This window comes from Maribacter spongiicola (assembly GCF_052119685.1).
In the GTDB taxonomy this organism is placed as follows: Bacteria; Bacteroidota; Bacteroidia; order Flavobacteriales; family Flavobacteriaceae; genus Maribacter; species Maribacter spongiicola_A.
This window is the reverse complement of sequence record NZ_JBGQOO010000006.1, coordinates 43,653-60,626: the sequence shown is the minus strand read 5'-3', so window position 1 is coordinate 60,626 and position 16,974 is coordinate 43,653. Positions and strand designations below refer to the sequence as shown.

At 35.8% G+C, this 16,974-nt stretch carries 17 protein-coding genes; 11 read left to right on the top strand and 6 right to left on the bottom strand.

Annotation, left to right across the window (positions count from 1 at the left end):
* Positions 1-15 precede the first annotated feature (15 nt).
* The 5 genes from ACEN2N_RS11310 to ACEN2N_RS11290 form a co-directional block, all read right to left on the bottom strand.
* Positions 16-2,508 carry a heavy metal translocating P-type ATPase gene (locus ACEN2N_RS11310; protein WP_441824424.1) on the bottom strand — a complete coding sequence of 831 codons (2,493 nt, stop codon included), beginning with the start codon at positions 2,506-2,508 and terminating at the stop codon, positions 16-18.
* A 60-nt stretch (positions 2,509-2,568) separates the two neighbouring features.
* Entirely contained in the window at positions 2,569-3,402 is an 834-nt protein-coding gene (locus ACEN2N_RS11305) for an NHL repeat-containing protein (RefSeq protein ID WP_441824423.1), read from the bottom strand.
* 2 nt (positions 3,403-3,404) lie between these two features.
* Positions 3,405-4,031, bottom strand: coding sequence for a heavy-metal-associated domain-containing protein (locus ACEN2N_RS11300; RefSeq protein ID WP_424002761.1), 627 nt, complete (start codon positions 4,029-4,031; stop codon positions 3,405-3,407).
* A gap of 17 nt (positions 4,032-4,048) precedes the next feature.
* Positions 4,049-4,819 carry a hypothetical protein gene (locus tag ACEN2N_RS11295; RefSeq protein WP_441824422.1) on the bottom strand — a complete coding sequence of 257 codons (771 nt, stop codon included), beginning with the start codon at positions 4,817-4,819 and terminating at the stop codon, positions 4,049-4,051.
* 64 nt (positions 4,820-4,883) lie between these two features.
* Complete coding sequence (locus tag ACEN2N_RS11290) at positions 4,884-5,300, bottom strand: HYC_CC_PP family protein (RefSeq protein WP_441824421.1); 417 nt, start codon at positions 5,298-5,300, stop codon at positions 4,884-4,886.
* Between the two features lie 209 nt (positions 5,301-5,509).
* Here ACEN2N_RS11290 and ACEN2N_RS11285 point away from each other — a divergent pair, with 209 nt between their 5' ends.
* From ACEN2N_RS11285 to rodA, 8 genes are all read left to right on the top strand, one after another.
* Complete coding sequence (locus ACEN2N_RS11285) at positions 5,510-6,607, top strand: hypothetical protein (protein WP_441824420.1); 1,098 nt, start codon at positions 5,510-5,512, stop codon at positions 6,605-6,607.
* Positions 6,608-6,728: 121 nt separating this feature from the next.
* Positions 6,729-7,178, top strand: a complete 450-nt coding sequence (locus ACEN2N_RS11280; RefSeq protein ID WP_441824548.1) for a GAF domain-containing protein — start codon at positions 6,729-6,731, stop codon at positions 7,176-7,178.
* 92 nt (positions 7,179-7,270) lie between these two features.
* Entirely contained in the window at positions 7,271-8,803 is a 1,533-nt protein-coding gene (gene purH, locus ACEN2N_RS11275) for a bifunctional phosphoribosylaminoimidazolecarboxamide formyltransferase/IMP cyclohydrolase (RefSeq protein ID WP_441824419.1), read from the top strand.
* A gap of 56 nt (positions 8,804-8,859) precedes the next feature.
* Positions 8,860-9,888 carry a rod shape-determining protein gene (locus ACEN2N_RS11270; RefSeq protein WP_133688172.1) on the top strand — a complete coding sequence of 343 codons (1,029 nt, stop codon included), beginning with the start codon at positions 8,860-8,862 and terminating at the stop codon, positions 9,886-9,888.
* A gap of 167 nt (positions 9,889-10,055) precedes the next feature.
* A complete protein-coding gene (gene mreC, locus ACEN2N_RS11265) occupies positions 10,056-10,880 on the top strand; it encodes a rod shape-determining protein MreC (RefSeq protein ID WP_424002773.1) in 825 nt (274 codons plus the stop codon).
* Positions 10,870-11,379, top strand: a complete 510-nt coding sequence (gene mreD, locus ACEN2N_RS11260; protein WP_441824418.1) for a rod shape-determining protein MreD — start codon at positions 10,870-10,872, stop codon at positions 11,377-11,379. Before mreC ends, mreD begins: the two co-directional genes overlap by 11 nt.
* The gene (gene mrdA, locus ACEN2N_RS11255) at positions 11,376-13,244 is read left to right on the top strand and encodes a penicillin-binding protein 2 (protein WP_441824417.1); all 1,869 of its coding nucleotides are present in this window, start codon (positions 11,376-11,378) and stop codon (positions 13,242-13,244) included. The genes mreD and mrdA overlap by 4 nt, the downstream gene beginning before the upstream one ends.
* Positions 13,234-14,517 carry a rod shape-determining protein RodA gene (rodA, locus tag ACEN2N_RS11250; RefSeq protein WP_424002779.1) on the top strand — a complete coding sequence of 428 codons (1,284 nt, stop codon included), beginning with the start codon at positions 13,234-13,236 and terminating at the stop codon, positions 14,515-14,517. The genes mrdA and rodA overlap by 11 nt, the downstream gene beginning before the upstream one ends.
* On the opposite strand, the gene ACEN2N_RS11245 is transcribed toward rodA, so the two are convergent.
* Positions 14,514-15,326, bottom strand: a complete 813-nt coding sequence (locus tag ACEN2N_RS11245; protein WP_441824416.1) for a DNA/RNA non-specific endonuclease — start codon at positions 15,324-15,326, stop codon at positions 14,514-14,516. The genes rodA and ACEN2N_RS11245 overlap by 4 nt on opposite strands.
* A 90-nt stretch (positions 15,327-15,416) precedes the next feature.
* On the opposite strand from ACEN2N_RS11245, the gene msrB reads away from it, so the two are divergent.
* The 3 genes from msrB (at position 15,417) to ACEN2N_RS11230 (ending at position 16,944) form a co-directional block, all read left to right on the top strand.
* Entirely contained in the window at positions 15,417-15,875 is a 459-nt protein-coding gene (gene msrB / locus ACEN2N_RS11240; protein WP_441824547.1) for a peptide-methionine (R)-S-oxide reductase MsrB, read from the top strand.
* The gene (gene msrA, locus ACEN2N_RS11235; protein ID WP_441824415.1) at positions 15,868-16,410 is read left to right on the top strand and encodes a peptide-methionine (S)-S-oxide reductase MsrA; all 543 of its coding nucleotides are present in this window, start codon (positions 15,868-15,870) and stop codon (positions 16,408-16,410) included. The genes msrB and msrA overlap by 8 nt, the downstream gene beginning before the upstream one ends.
* 129 nt (positions 16,411-16,539) lie before the next feature.
* Positions 16,540-16,944: a DoxX family protein gene (locus ACEN2N_RS11230; protein ID WP_424002785.1), complete on the top strand. Its 405-nt coding sequence runs from the start codon at positions 16,540-16,542 to the stop codon at positions 16,942-16,944.
* Positions 16,945-16,974: the final 30 nt, after the last annotated feature.

Genomic DNA, 16,974 nt, shown 5'->3' with positions numbered 1-16,974 from the left:
TTTTATTCGATTTGATTAATCAATTTTTGCCGCCCGTAACCGCAATGCATTTGCAATCACTGAAACAGAACTAAAACTCATAGCCAAAGCAGCAATCATAGGCGAAAGCAACAACCCGAAAAACGGATATAAAACTCCTGCAGCTATAGGAATACCGACAGTATTATAAATAAGTGCAAAAAATAAATTCTGCTTGATATTCTTCATCACTGCTTTGCTTAGATTATGCGCTTTTACAATACCATGTAAATCACCTTTAACCAAAGTAATAGTAGCACTTTCAATAGCTACATCTGTACCTGTACCCATAGCTATACCCACATCACTTTTTGCCAATGCCGGTGCGTCATTTATACCATCGCCGGCAACGGCAACTATCTTACCTTCTAACTGTAATCGTTCAACTTCAGCTAACTTATCTTGAGGAAGCATGCCTGCTTTAAAATCTGCCAAATTTAATTGCTCTGCAACAGCCTTTGCCGTATTATAATTATCACCTGTTAGCATGATCACCGAAATACCAGATTTCTGAAGCGCTTCAATTGCCTTTTTACTAGTCTCTTTGATTTGATCACCAATGGCCACAAAGCCGACAGCATTACCATCAATTGCTACATAAGAAACAGTTTTACCTTGCTTTTGATGCGCAGCAACAACTACTTGTAAATTTTCAGGAATAGTAACCTTAGCCTTACCCATCATTTTATCATTTCCTAAAACAAAAGATTCCCCATTAATCTTGCCAGCAACACCCATACCTGTTATAGAATTGAAATCATCAACTTTTAATAATTCTACATTTTTAGATTTTCCGTAATTAACGGTGGCATCTGCCAATGGGTGCTCACTTAACTGATTTAATGAAACAATATACTGCAGCACTTTTTCAGAATCAATTTCTGATATGCTCCCTACTTTCTCTACGGATGGTTTTCCCTCAGTTATAGTTCCTGTTTTATCTATAATTAACGTATCAATTTTATTCATACGCTCAAGCGCTTCTGCGTTTTTTATCAAGACACCAGATTGCGCTCCTTTACCCACACCTACCATAACGGACATTGGTGTCGCCAAACCTAAGGCACAAGGGCAAGCAATAATTAATACCGCAATGGCATTTACCAAAGCAAATACATAAGCTGGGTCAGGTCCGAAAATGACCCACACTATAAAGGTTATAATAGAAATAAAGACAACTACCGGCACAAAATAACTAGATATTTTATCTGCTAGTTTTTGAATAGGCGCCTGACTACGACTAGCCTTGTTCACCATATCGATGATTTGAGACAAGAGCGTATCTGCCCCAACTTTCTCAGCTGTCATTACGAAAGACCCCTTGCCATTTATTGTACCTGAACTTATTGTATCGCCGACTACTTTCTGAACCGGAACAGATTCGCCCGTTATCATAGATTCATCGACCGTACTTTCACCTTCATGAATACTACCATCTACAGGTATTCTATCTCCTGGTTTTACACGAAGTAAATCTCCTTTTGAAATCTGGTCAATAGATATACCCACCTCTTTACCGTCTACAATTTTAATAGCTTTATTAGGCGCCAATTTCAGCAGTTCTTTTACCGCAGAATTCGTTTTACTATGTGCGCGGGCTTCTAATAACTGACCAAATAAAACTAAAGTCAAAATCACCGTTGCCGCTTCGAAATAAACATGAACCGTACCTTGATCCGTTTTAAATTGCGGCGGAAAAAAATCGGGCACCAAAATAGCGAATACACTAAACAACCACGCCACGCCTGCACCAATACCAATTAATGTAAACATATTTAAATTCCATGTTTTAACAGAACGATAGGCACGTTCAAAAAACATCCACGTTGCATAAAACACCACAGGTATCGACAATGCGAATTGTACCCAATTCCAATATTTTAAGCTCAATATATTTTGAAGCGGATTATTAGGTATCATCTCTGACATTGCAATAAGAAAGATCGGCAACGTAAACCCAACTGCTATTTTAAACTTATTCAGTAATTTATTATAGCTCTTTTCCTCTGCTGAAATATCTGCTTGTTTCGGCACCAGATCCATTCCACAAATAGGGCAATCGCCAGGTTCATCTCTAATTACCTCAGGATGCATGGGGCACGTATACTCTTGACCTTTATTGGTGGTGACACTCGCCTCTTCAACCAGATCCATACCACAAACCGGGCAGTCACCAGGTGCTGCATATGTCTTTTCTCCTTCGCAGTGCATTGGGCAGTAAAATACACCATTACCATTCTCGACCGCTTTGGGTTTTGTAGCCTCAGGTACCTGAGCACCGAGTTCATGTATGGAATAATGCCCCCCATCAGCTTCCATAGCAGCCTGTAGCGTTTTTAATGGAATATGATTATCCATCTCTAGAACTGCTTCAGCCTTTTCTAAATTCACCGCAGCATTCGATACTCCGCTAATTTTAGCCAAAGTTTGCTCAACATGACCTCGGCAGCCATTGCAGGTCATACCAACTATAGTATACGTATGTTTCATTCGTTGTATTAAAAATATTATGTAAACCCAGATATCTAATCAATCAGATAGATAGAAGAATTATTTCTTTATAACGATGGGCTGTTTATCAAAGAGATTAAGATTCCCATTTCGATAATTTATAATGTAAAGCACTTCATCTTTAATCATCATATCAGTAGGTTTTTCAATCTGGTCTGTTAACACCTGCAATAACTTGCCGGTCTTATCAAAAACGAGAACACGGTTGTTTTCAAAGTCAGTTACAAAAACTTCATTTTCTGAAACAAATATTCCTGTTGCTGCATTCATCTTCTGATTTTGACCCATCATTTGAAGAAAACCGCCTTTTTTATCAAACACTTGAATTCTATTATTATAGGCATCTGCAACCCAAATTTTATCTTTGGTAATTTGCACATCTGTTGGATAATAAAATTCTCCCTCAGCTTTTCCTTCCTTTCCAAAAGAGATCCAATTTGCACCATCAAAGTAAAGAATACGATTATTGTAAAAATCTGCAATAGCTCTTTCATTTTTAAAAACAGAAACTCCCGCAGGGGCATCTAAAGAATCTGAAACCTGCATTACAAACCTCCCTTTTTTATCAACGGTTTCAATTACATCTTTTCCATACTGAGGAATAAAAATCGTTTCCTTCACAGCATCAATATGCATTGGTCGGTCTAACGAATCTATTGTTTGGGTAATTTTACCTTCTTCATTAATCTTTACTAATCGATTATGGTCACCATCAGATAGCCAAATACCTCCATTCACCTGCGTTAACCCAATAGGATTTACCCCGTCTAATTGAATAGTTTTAGACAACATCCATTCTTTTGGAATTTCCTCTTTTTCTTTACAAGCCGTTACAAGTAGCAAGACAGCTATGATGTATATAAAATGTTTCATTATTAGTAACTTAAACGTTCGTATTTACAGCATGCAGGCAAATTGCCATAATCATCAGTATGCGCCTGATGCTTCTTTGTATCATGACCTGCTAATGCTACTTCTTTTTCAATCTCTTGTATAGAAGTTAAACCAGCATCAAAAGATACTTTCATAATTTTAGTGTCCTTATCCCAAGAAACATCAGAAACTCCGTTTACAGCCCCAGCCGCTTTCGTTATTCTAGCTTCGCACATCGCACAGTTACCTGCTACCATTACATTTTTACTTACGGTACCCTCAGTTTTTTTAGTCAACTCATTTGCTGAAGATTCTTCAACTTTACCATCGGCACGCTCCACTTTTGCCGTTATTGGCGTATAACCTGCATTTTCTACTTGTTTTTCAACATCTATTAACGAAAGTGCTTTTTCGACCGGATAACTAAAACTAAAATCGCCTGTTTCAATATCGATTTTTACATTTTTTATACCTTTAAATTCCTTGAATTTTTTCTCTAATCCATAGGCGCAAAATGGACATCCAAGACCATCTACTTGTACCATAAACTTATCCATTTCTTTTTGTGCGTTTGCACTAAACATTGTCATTATTCCAATAATCAATGTTGCTATAATTTTATTTTTCATTGTTTTTATTTTATTTGTTAAAATGTGAATCTACTTCCTAAAAATATACTGTGCTTAAATTTTCTGCCTTCATCTACATCATTGACCAAAGGCACTTGAACTGCTAGCTCAAATGTTGTATTTTTTCGAGCGTACTGCACACCTTGTGCATATAGTAATTGATACCAATTACGCTCTACTAGCCATAAGTTAGTATACTCGAAAAAAAGATTAATTTGCTTATTAGGGTATTGTGGTTTTAACAGGGGAAGTCCAAAACCTAGTTTATAACGAAAGTCATCCCTGGTGCCATCTGGCATCCAATTATAGCCAATTTCATTAGAAATTCCGTATTTGAGAGTTTCATAACCAGCAACTACGCCATAATAACCAGCATAGTTACCTGTACTTAAATCCATAGCGTCTAAATCTTCGCCAGTAGGCAAGGTTTGTATGGTTTTACCAACTATTCTAAAGGTTTTGCCTGTGGCATCTTTTCTAAAGAACTGATATTTTCCCATTAATTTTATATCGGCCAAAGCACTTTTACTCGTACCTTCTGTAACAGTGTTAACCAGGTATGGAATTTCTACAGCTAGCTCTATATTTGAAGTGGGCAAATAACTAAAGTTAATCGGAATATAAGTAAACGTTGCACGCTCAGTTGTTCTAATTTCCGCTAGGGTTCTTAAGGTAAAACTACCTTGCCCCAACATAATTGGTTTATCTGCAGTTATTGGAGGACCTTGGGCCTGAATACTGTGTATCCCCAATAAGATAATGGCTAAAAGCCAAATATTATTTTTCATTGAATTATTAGATTTGATTAAAAAATGTATAAACGCTATAACACGCTGTTGTACAGGTTTTAAATCAAATCAAGAAAACTTGGTGTAGAATATTTAAATCTTCTGCCAGTATAGGCGGCGGATATGAATCAAAATCGATATTCTCATCTGTAGTTTCTTCAAACAAGCCTAAATAAGAACTTGTAAAGGATATTAAGAATACCTGTTGTGAAAAATTAAAATTAGAAAAATCATGCGTCAAGTCGTCTTGACCTTGAATGGTAAAGGCTTCATCATCGCAACAGTGCTTTTTTATTATAGAGGTATCATCTAACAAAGCCAAACCAATCTCCATACCACAATCATTTGCATGATCAAACAAAGCAACATCCATAACTCGCCCCATGCACAGATGTTTCTCTACCGTCCAAGAAATAGTGGACAATAACAATAGCAAAGCCATTGAAATAGAAAACAGTTTATGAAGCAAATTTTTCATCATGTAAAGTTACTGAATAAAGAATTCTTAAAATTTTATAGTTCAATTCTTTAACGAAATTTTGACGAACTGAGTATCTAATCAATTAAATTCTGTAAATAAATAGGATTAAAAGTATACGATTACCTCTATTTTTAAGTTTATGGAGTTGAATACTTTGATAAATAAACAATCATTAACAGCTTTAACACTAACTATTTAAATTAAAAATCATGAAAAAACATTTAAAATACACATTTCTAATCTGTACAATTGCCCTTTTTATAGGTAGCTGTAGTTCTGACGACGGTTCAGTTTTTGACACTCCTATACCAGACAATACAGGCGGTGACGATGGCGATGAAACCGAAGAGCCAGAAGTGGCAACAATAGTTTTTAACGAAGCTGTTCCTTCCTCAAATATTACAACTGCTTCTGCAAGCGGAGAAGCAGGTACAAGTGTTACCGGTAGGGTAATTTTTACCTCAGATGCAACTACACAACGTAGAATGTATATTACTCAAAATTATTTAGGACAAGGAGAAATGCCTTTTAGTTCTTTTGATTTGGTAAGTGATGATTTAACTAAAGCTTTAAAAGCTGATGGTTCTATTGACTTAGACGGTGCTACAAAAAAAGAAATCGATTTTTCTTTTCCTCTACCAGTTCCAAATATCGATAACGGAGAAATTGTTTATACTTTCTGGACTACAACAGGTAAAGGAGATTTTAGAGATGTTACAAAAAGATTAGCTCTTGGAGCAGGTCAGATTACAGTAACTGTTGGTTCAGGTACAAACCCTGCAGCGGCAGTTAGAGATTTTACAGGAGTGAAATTATTTGCTCCTGATGTAAATGGCAATACAGAAACGTTCTTCTCTTTATTAAACGAAACTGTTTATAAGGTAAATGTTGGTCGTGAATTCAGAGCATTTTGGGATTTCGGATACTACTACGGTGCTTCCGGCCAATCTGCCGATGACAATGCTTCTTTCGCTTCAACTGAGCAATATGATGCCTCTTTTGGTTTTCCTGTTCAAGGACTTCAGCCTGCTGCTGACGAAGAAAATTCAGCGACAGAAACATTGAACCAAATGTTTTTCGCAACTTCTACCACTATTGATGTTGCGGCATTTGACGCCATTACTTTATCTGGTGGTTTAGATTTTATTGCTAGTTCTGATGCTCAAAAAATTACCAACCTAAGCGTAGGCGATGTTGTAGAGTTCGTTGACAACTACGGTAAAAAAGGATTAATAAAAATTACTGCTATTCAACCAGGATTTGGAAATGCCGACTTTATTGAGTTCGATGTTAAGATTCAACCATAAGTTTTTCAAATAAAATTTAGTTTTAAAAGAGGATGTTTCAAAAACATCCTCTTTTTTTATTTTTTATAGTTACGATAACATCACACCATATGAACAATTCTTACTTTTGAAAAAAAAAGTTATGTTCGAAGCGCTACGCCCACAAGTAAGTTCTATTATAGACTCAAATAAAACCCCCGATGCTAAAATGCAAGACATTTGCGAGCTATTAAAAGCTAGCGTACCACATTATGATTGGGTTGGATTTTATTTTAAAAATGGCGATAAGCGTGAATTAAAACTAGGTTCTTATGCTGGCGCCCCAACTGATCATACTATTATACCTTACGGAAAAGGTATTTGTGGTCAAGTAGCCGAAAGCAATCAAAATTTTGTTGTACCCGATGTACAGGCACAAGACAATTATATCGCTTGCAGCATTACCGTTAAAGCAGAAATAGTAGTACCGTTATTCGTTAATGGCGAAAACATTGGTCAAATTGATATCGATTCTAACACTCCAGACCCATTTTCAAAGGCAGATGAGACCTTTTTAGAATTCGTAAACTTTGAAGTAGCCAAAATTCTTTAAAACTTTAGGCTTTTTGTTGATAAACTTGCTCGTTTCATAGCTGCAAAAAAATTACTTTTGCTTGCTTATTAAAAACATTTAAGCATCATACAATGAGCAGTGTAAAAAAAGCGTCTTCAGCCTTAATTTCAGTTTTCCATAAAGATGGGTTAGAGCCGATTGTAAAGAAATTTCAAGAATTAGGAATCACTATTTACTCTACCGGAGGAACCGAAAAATTCATTACCGATTTAGGTATTGATGTCGTTCCTGTAGAAGATGTAACGAGCTACCCTTCAATTCTTGGCGGCAGAGTTAAGACCTTACACCCAAAAGTTTTTGGTGGTATTTTGAATAGACAGGATAATGAAAGTGATGTTGCTCAATTAGCAGAATTCGAGATTCCACAAATAGATATCGTTATTGTTGATCTGTACCCATTCGAAAAAACCGTTGCAAGTGGTGCTTCTGAACAAGATATTATTGAGAAAATCGATATCGGCGGAATTTCACTTATTCGTGCCGCAGCTAAAAACTTTAAAGATGTAACCTGTGTTTCTTCTATGGAAGATTATGCTGACTTTCTTGAAGTTGTTTCTGCTGATAACGGAAATATAAGTTTAGAAGACAGAAAGCGTTTTGCCGCCAAGTCTTTTAATGTTTCTTCTCATTACGATACCGCGATTTTTAACTATTTCAACAAAAATCATGATATCGCTGCTTTAAAAGTTAGCGAAACTAATGGCAAGGTATTACGCTACGGAGAAAACCCACACCAAAAAGGATTCTTCTTTGGAGATTTCGATGCTATGTTTTCGAAATTACACGGTAAAGAATTATCATACAACAACCTTTTAGATGTTGATGCTGCCGTAAACTTAATGTTAGAGTTTAAAAATGACGCACCTACTTTCGCAATTCTTAAGCATAATAATGCATGCGGACTTGCACAAAGAGAAACCTTGCACCAAGCTTATGTTGATGCTTTAGCTGGTGATCCTGTTTCTGCTTTTGGCGGTGTTCTTATCAGTAATAAAGAAATTGATAAAGCTACGGCCGAGGAAATTCATAATTTATTCTGCGAAGTAGTTATCGCACCAAGTTATAATGCAGAAGCTCTTGAGATTTTAAAAGGAAAGAAAAATAGAATCATCCTTATTCAGAATGAAGTTGAAATGCCAGAAATGCTAGTAAGAACTTGCTTGAACGGTATGCTTCTTCAAGAAAAAGATCACAAAACAGACACGATTGCCGAACTTACATATGCAACAAAAACAAAGCCTACCGCACAAGAATTAGAAGATTTAATCTTTGCATCTAAACTTTGTAAGCATACCAAGTCTAATACCATTGTAATTGCGAAAAATAAACAACTTTGCGCAAGTGGTACAGGGCAGACTAGTAGAGTTGATGCTCTAAACCAAGCAATACACAAAGCACAAACTTTTAATTTCGACCTAAAAGGGTCAGTGATGGCGAGCGATGCTTTCTTCCCTTTCCCTGATTGTGTGGAGATTGCAGACAATGCCGGCATCACCAGTGTTATTCAACCAGGCGGATCAATTAAAGACCAATTAAGTGTAGATTATTGTAATGAACACAAAATTTCAATGGTCATGACAGGTACACGTCATTTCAAGCATTAATTTCATTACTTTTGTCGATGAAATACACCCTTTTATCTAAAATTTAAACACCACATATGGGATTTTTTGATTTCTTGACCGAGGAAATAGCTATAGATTTAGGTACAGCGAACACCCTTATAATTCATAATGACAAGGTTGTTGTTGATAGCCCATCCATCGTTGCTAGAGATAGAATTAGCGGTAAAATTATTGCGGTTGGCAAAGAAGCCAGCATGATGCAAGGTAAAACCCATGAGAACATTAAAACAATTAGACCATTGAAAGATGGTGTAATTGCAGATTTTGATGCATCTGAAAAGATGTTGATGATGTTCATCAAAAATATTCCTGCTTTAAAGAAAAAGTGGTTTCCGCCTGCGTTGCGTTTAGTAATCTGTATACCTTCTGGTATTACTGAGGTTGAAATGCGCGCGGTAAAAGAATCTGCAGAACGTGTAAACGGTAAAGAGGTATATCTAATTCACGAGCCAATGGCAGCAGCTATAGGTATCGGTTTAGATATTATGCAACCAAAAGGTAACATGATCGTTGATATAGGTGGTGGTACTACAGAGATTGCAGTTATTGCATTAGGTGGTATTGTTTGTGATAAATCGGTAAAAATTGCGGGTGATGTGTTTACAAATGACATCATTTATTACATGCGTACACAACATAACTTATACGTTGGCGAAAGTACTGCAGAAGCTATTAAAATTGAAATAGGTTCAGCTACCGAAGATTTGCAATCTCCACCAGATGAAAAATCTGTTCAAGGTCGCGATTTGTTGACAGGAAAACCTAAACAAGTTCAAATATCATATAGAGAAATTGCTAAAGCTTTAGATAAATCTATTCTGCGTGTTGAAGATGCTGTAATGGAAACATTATCTCAAACTCCCCCAGAATTAGCTGCAGATATTTATAATACTGGTATTTATCTTGCTGGTGGTGGTTCAATGTTACGTGGTTTAGATAGAAGACTGTCTCAAAAAACAGACTTACCTGTATACATCGCTGAAGATCCATTACGTGCGGTTGTACGTGGCACAGGTATTGCGCTAAAGAATTTAGAACGCTACAAGAGTATCTTAATTAAGTAAGAAGGCGTTTTTAAAACAATTTCATACGTATTGATATATAAGCTTGAAGAAAGTTCAAGAGCCATTAATTAATGATAATAGATAGAAGTTCGAAATTAAACTCGAAACAACTTACCTGACGACAGTCAGGTTTAAATCTAAATTATCGAGTAAAAATTCAGGGGTGAATGCAACAGATTATAAATTTTCTAATTAGGTATAAGATATTCTTGCTTTACCTTTTTCTGTTATTAATTTCCTTTATTTTTACTTTTCAGTCGCACTCGTATCATCAATCTAAATTTTTAAATTCTTCAAATTATGTCTCTGGCAGTATTTATACTTTCTCAGACAACATTACTTCTTACTTTGGTTTAAGAGAAGAAAACAATAGGCTCGTCGAAGAAAATAAAAGACTTAGAGACAAGCTATTTAATAATATACTTCTAGAAAAATCAAACATCGATTCAACAACGGTTGATTACGAGATTTTAAGAGGTCGTGTTATCAATAATAGCTACGCAGATCAACGAAACTACATTACCATTAATAAAGGTGAAAATGATAGTATCTTTCAAGATATGGGCGTAATTACCGACAAAGGTATTCTAGGTATTGTAGAAAATACTTCAGATAATTTTTCAACGGTGCAAAGTATTTTAAGCGATAAATCGAACATTAACGCTAAAATTAAAAACTCGAACCACTTCGGCTCTTTAGTTTGGGAAAATACGACAGATTATAATGTGGTACAGCTAATTGATATTCCGAGATTGGTACCACTTACCATTGGCGACACAATTGTAACTGGTGCAATGAGTAGCATTTTCCCTGAAGACATCCCTATCGGCACCATTAAAAGATTTGATTTAGATAATTCAAAGAGTTTTTATTTTATTGATGTTGAACTCTTCAATGACATGACCAATATTGGAAATGTTTACATCATCAAAAATTTAAATCGAAAAGAAGTTTTAGAATTAGAAGCAGAAACAGAAGCCAATGATCAATAGTACCTCCTTTTTAATTGTACTCCGATTTATATTATTGGTACTACTGCAGGTGCTAGTATTTAATAAACTGAATTTCTTTGGCTATATAAATCCGTTAATATATATTCTATTCTTATATTGGTATCCTATCAAACAAAATAGAACTACCTTTATTATTCTATGCTTTTTCTTAGGACTTTTTGTAGATATTTTTTCTGACACACTTGCCATAAATGCAGCAGCTACAATTACCATAGCTTATCTTCGACCAACCATTATGCGTTTTGTCTTTGGTGTCAATTATGAATTTCAAAGTTTTAAGTTAAACAACAGTACCAAGGCACAACAATTCACGTTTTTAGCGTTATTGATTATAATACATCACTTGGTATACTTCACGTTAGAAATTTTCAGCTTTTCTAATAGCTTGTTAATTTTGCAAAAAACATTAACAGTGGGTGTATCTACATTGATTTTGGGCATATTGTTCAGTACTTTATTCAGCAGTAAAAAAGAATGAGAAAAATTCTTTTATCATTAATTATAGTTGTTATCGCAATTACCTTTTTGGGAAGGCTATCCTATTTGCAAATTTTTAGTTTTTCTGCAGAGCAAGTTTTAGAGGACCCAGCGATTAAAGCAATATATGATTATCCTGAACGAGGCTATATTTATGATCGTAATGGTCATCTTTTGGTAGGTAACGACCCAGCTTATGATGTCATGGTAATACCTAGAGAAGTGCAACCTTTAGACACTTTAGAGTTTTGCGGACTATTAGGTATCGATAAAGAAAAATTCGTTGAAAAACTTCGAAGAGCCAGAGTGTATTCACCAAGACTACCCTCTGTACTGGTGCCACAACTTTCTAAACAAGATTATGCGAAGCTGCAAGAGAAAATGCGCAAGTATAAAGGCTTCTATATTCAAAAGAGATCTCTACGCTATTACGACACACCAAGTGCTGCAAATGTTTTAGGATATATTAGTGAAGTTAACGAGGGTGATTTGGCGGTCAACAAATATTATGTTCAAGGGGAACTGAAAGGTAGAACCGGAGTCGAACGTTTCTACGAAGATTTATTAAGAGGTCGAAAGGGCGTACAATATATTCAGAAAGATAGATTCAATAGAGATATCGGTCCTTATAAAAACGGAACAATAGACACTCTACCAGAACAAGGAAAACAGATTAGTATTACCATTGACAAAGCCCTTCAAGAATATGGTGAGCTGTTAATGAATGGTAAAAGAGGTGGTATTGTAGCGATAGAACCTGCAACAGGCGAAATTCTATCTATGATTTCCGGACCTACATATGACCCTGCTCTTTTAGTAGGTAGAGAACGTTCTAAAAATTACACAAAACTTTATAACGATACCATAGCGAACCCTACCTGGGATCGTTCAATACACGCACAACAACCTCCTGGCTCTCCATTTAAAACACTAAATGCCTTAATTGCATTGCAAGAAGGTGCTTTAGACGAATCTACGACCATACAATGTTACCACGGATTTTATGTGGGCAAGAAGAAAAGAGGATGTCACTGTGGTGGCGGTTTACGCAATATGAATCAAGGTATATACCAATCATGTAATGCATATTTTGCTGGTACCTTCAGAAAAATATTCGAAAAATTCGAGACGACAGATGAAGCTATGGATGTTTGGGAAAAACACATGAAAAGCTTTGGTCTAGGCGATTATCTAGGTTATGATTTACCATTCGGACAAAAAGGGCGTATACCAAGTAAAGAATATTATGATAAATGGTATGGTGATAATAGATGGAGCTCTTCATATATTATATCCAATTCTATTGGTCAAGGCGAAATTTTAGCTACTCCTGTTCAATTAGCGAATATGACTGCAGCAATAGCTAATAGAGGCCATTATTTTACGCCTCATATTTTAAAGAAAATTGAAGGTAAAGATATTACAGAACCAAAATTTACAGAGGCTAAACATACTACCATTGACCCAAAATATTTTGAGCCAGTGGTAAGAGGTATGGCAGATGTATACACGAAAGGTACGGCAGCCAGATTGCAAGTGCCAGGTATTGAAATCGCAGGTAAAACAGGTACAGCTGAAAACTTTACCAAAATAGATGGGGTACGTACGCAATTAACCGATCACTCGGTTTTTGTTGCATTTGCACCAGTAGACAACCCAAAAATAGCCATTGCCGTTTATATTGAAAATGGATATTTCGGAGCCAGATATGCTGGTCATATCGCTTCACTTATGATAGAAAAATATCTAAAAGGTGAAATTTCAAGAACAGATCTTGAAAAAAGAATGTTAGAGAAAACATTAGAAGCAGAATATGCGAAACCCTACAGTGGGGAGGAGTTTAAAATTAACGAGCGTGTCTGGTAGAAGCATCTTAAAAAGAATAGACTGGCTAAGTGTTTTTATCTATTTTGCACTTGTTCTTATTGGCTGGATCAATATATATTCTAGTACATTCATTGACGAGCAAAGTTCAATCTTCGATATTGGCACACGTTACGGCAAGCAATTATTTTTTATCGGAGTAAGTTTAGCTGCCATAGTCATTATATTGTCTTTAGAGGTTAATTTTTATGAACGATTTTCGAGTTTATTCTACTTAATCTCAATGGTCTCTTTGTTAGGTCTATTTGTGTTCGGTAAAACTATTGCCGGAGCAACATCTTGGTACGACCTTGGTTTTTTCAACCTCCAACCTTCAGAATTAGCTAAAGTCGCTACCGCATTGGCATTAGCCAAATACCTGAGTGATATTCAAACAGATATTAAACGGCGGAAGGACCAAATGTATGCCTTGCTTATTATATTAATACCTGCTATACTTATTATACCGCAACCTGATCCTGGTAGTGCCCTGGTATTTTTTGCGTTAATTTTTGTGATTTTCAGAGAAGGTCTTCCTTTATTCTACTTAGCAATTATTTTTAGCCTTATTCTCATATTCGTTATCACATTAAAATTTGGACCTATTTGGCTTATCATAGGTTTGGTATTGTTCATTATTTTGTTATTCGGTTTAAAAAGGAAAACCCTTAAAATTCCGGTTATACCATTGGCCCTCGTAAGCGTTGCCGTAATTCTATTTTCTTTATCTGTAAACTTCGTATTCAATAACGTTTTTGAACAACGTCACAGAGATCGTTTTAGCTTGTGGCTACGACTTGAAAAAGATCCAAATAAATTAGAACAAATTCGCAAAACAATTGGTTATAACACGTACCAGTCAGAAAAGGCAATTGAATCTGGAGGTTTTTTTGGAAAAGGATTTCTAGAAGGTACTAGAACAAAAGGTGATTTCGTACCCGAGCAAGATACCGACTACATTTTTAGCACTGTGGGTGAAGAATGGGGATTCATAGGCACTGGTACCGTAATAATTTTATTTACAATCTTGTTTCTTCGGTTAATCTCTTTGGCAGAACGACAGAAAAATGCCTTCGCTAGAATGTATGGCTACGGCGTTATATCTATCTTATTAATACACTACTTTATTAATATTGGTATGGTAATCGGCATTTTACCTACTATTGGTATTCCACTACCCTTCTTTAGTTATGGTGGATCAGGACTCCTATTCTTTACTATTCTACTCTTTATTTTCTTGAAATTAGATACCAACAGATTAAAGGAGAGTTTCTAAAATTTCCACCCAGTCGTATTCTTGCTACCTTCAAAAGCGCTTTGTTGTTTTTCTGGTAGTTCGGTAAAAAAGTCTATTCCTGTTTCGTTTTCTATTTCATCTATAGATACTACGAAATTGCGTAATGATGTAAATTGAGGTTTATTAGGAATCAAAAAAGACAAGGTATATATTTTATCTCCCTTTTTACGGGCTATAATTTTATAGAATGTATCGGGCACATCAACATCTTCTTGCCCTATCTCTTCTAAACCACTTTCTAACACGCCGCCTGTAAATACATACAATGTACCATATTGTTTCGCCCAGCGTCTTGTTTGCTGCTCTAAATCGTTCCAAATACCCGCATTGAACTCTCTATCTTGCGGACTTATATTACTCGTATAAAAAGTTTCATTGTACGCTTGTAACGAAAATCTACGATCACCAGCTGGTACCAAATGCCCACGATCATACCCTGAGCCTTTATAATTTCGCCAGTCGGCAGATTTAGAAGAAACAAACGGATCTTCAATAAAATAGGGCCGCTTTCTATCGTCATTTGTTAAATGACTTTTATCGAGCGTATATGCCACCCACTCTGCTTGCTCATATGGCTCATTGTAAGACAAGGTAAAATATTCATGGTTTACTATTTCGCCAGTTGTTGATAACGGCAGTAATTCTTTCGGAAACTCATTAGCAGTATTTACCTCATTACTTTTTGAATATGTTGCAGGAGTATAAAAGTTCTCGAACAACCAAAAACCTACAATACAAACGAGAATTAAAATACTATAAACAGTTCCAGTTCTTTTACGGTATGCCATACGCCAAAATTACCGTAATTTTGTAAGATACAAGGTAATTTACCGACCAATATACCTAGTAATTAAAGTCTAAACGAAAGGAAAATTATGATGTTAACTTGGAAAGATGTAATTCGTTTTTCAGTGAATGGCAACCCAAAACCTGACAGAAGAGTTGAGAAAACAGAACAGGAATGGAAAGATATTCTAACTCCTGAACAATATAGGGTTACTCGAAAAAAAGGTACTGAAGCTCCGCATTCAGGTGCATTATGTACTGCACATGACGCCGGAAAATATGAATGTATCTGTTGTGGCACCCCATTATTCGATTCTACGATTAAGTTCGAATCTGGTACTGGTTGGCCAAGTTTTACCCAACCTATTAAAGAGAATGCGATAAAATATCATAAAGACTCCTCATTCGGAATGATACGAGTAGAAGTGATGTGTAATACATGTGATGCTCATTTGGGACATATATTCCCTGATGGACCAGAACCTAGTGGATTACGCTACTGCATTAATTCTGAATCTATGCAATTAGAAAAGGAGGCGTCTAATGGCTAATACAAATTTAGAAGTCGCCACTGTTGGCGGTGGATGCTTTTGGTGTACCGAAGCGGTATTTCAAGAAGTAAAAGGCATACATAAAGTTGTTTCTGGCTACACGGGCGGAAAAGCACCGGGAAGACCAACGTACAGAGAAATCTGTTCTGGATTAACGGGTCATGCAGAAGTGGTTCAAGTTACTTTTGATCCTGCCATTATTTCTTATGAAGATATATTGATAATTTTCATGACAACACACGACCCTACATCATTAAACAGACAGGGTGCTGATGCCGGCACACAATATCGTTCTGTCATTTATTATCATAATGACGAACAAAATAAAAAAGCAAAAGTAGTGTTGAACGAAATGCAGGCAGTATATGAAAAGCCTATTGTTACTGAATTGAGTCCGCTAGGTATTTTTTACGATGCCGAAGAGTATCACCAAGATTATTACAAGAACAACTCTGAGCAAGGGTATTGCCAAGTAGTAATTAATCCGAAGTTGGCAAAACTTAGAAAGTTACATGCCGACAAGCTTTCATCTTAGTTTACATTTCGGTTTATCTTAAAAGATATTCAATTCAACTACAGCAATTTACTACTCACCTATGAAAACGTAAAACTTTTCATAGGTGAATTTACTTTTGAGACATAATAACATTAAAACCTACTTATTATGAATTCTCAGAAATCTTTTTATTATATCGCATTAGGGCTTTTCGCCATCGCCGTTGCAGGCTCAATCATTAACTCTATTATCAATTTTGATACAGTTGTTACTACCTTTACGAAGCTTGGTTACCCTACTTACCTAATATATCTTCTTGGTGTATTTCAATCTATAGGTCTGTTGATGATTGTATTCAATAAATCGCACTGGTCATTAGAATGGGTTTACGCCGGGTTCTTTATGAACTACACATTGGGCGCAATAGCTCATTTAGCTGTCAAAGATGGTAACGGAGCATCTGCGGTAATATGCATCGTACTTCTATTCGTAACCTATATTCAAAGTAAAAAAATACGTGACACTAACAATGACAATGAATTGGCTAAATTCGGAAAACTAGAGCACTCATAAATTTTTAAAATAAATACGAAAAAAACCGCT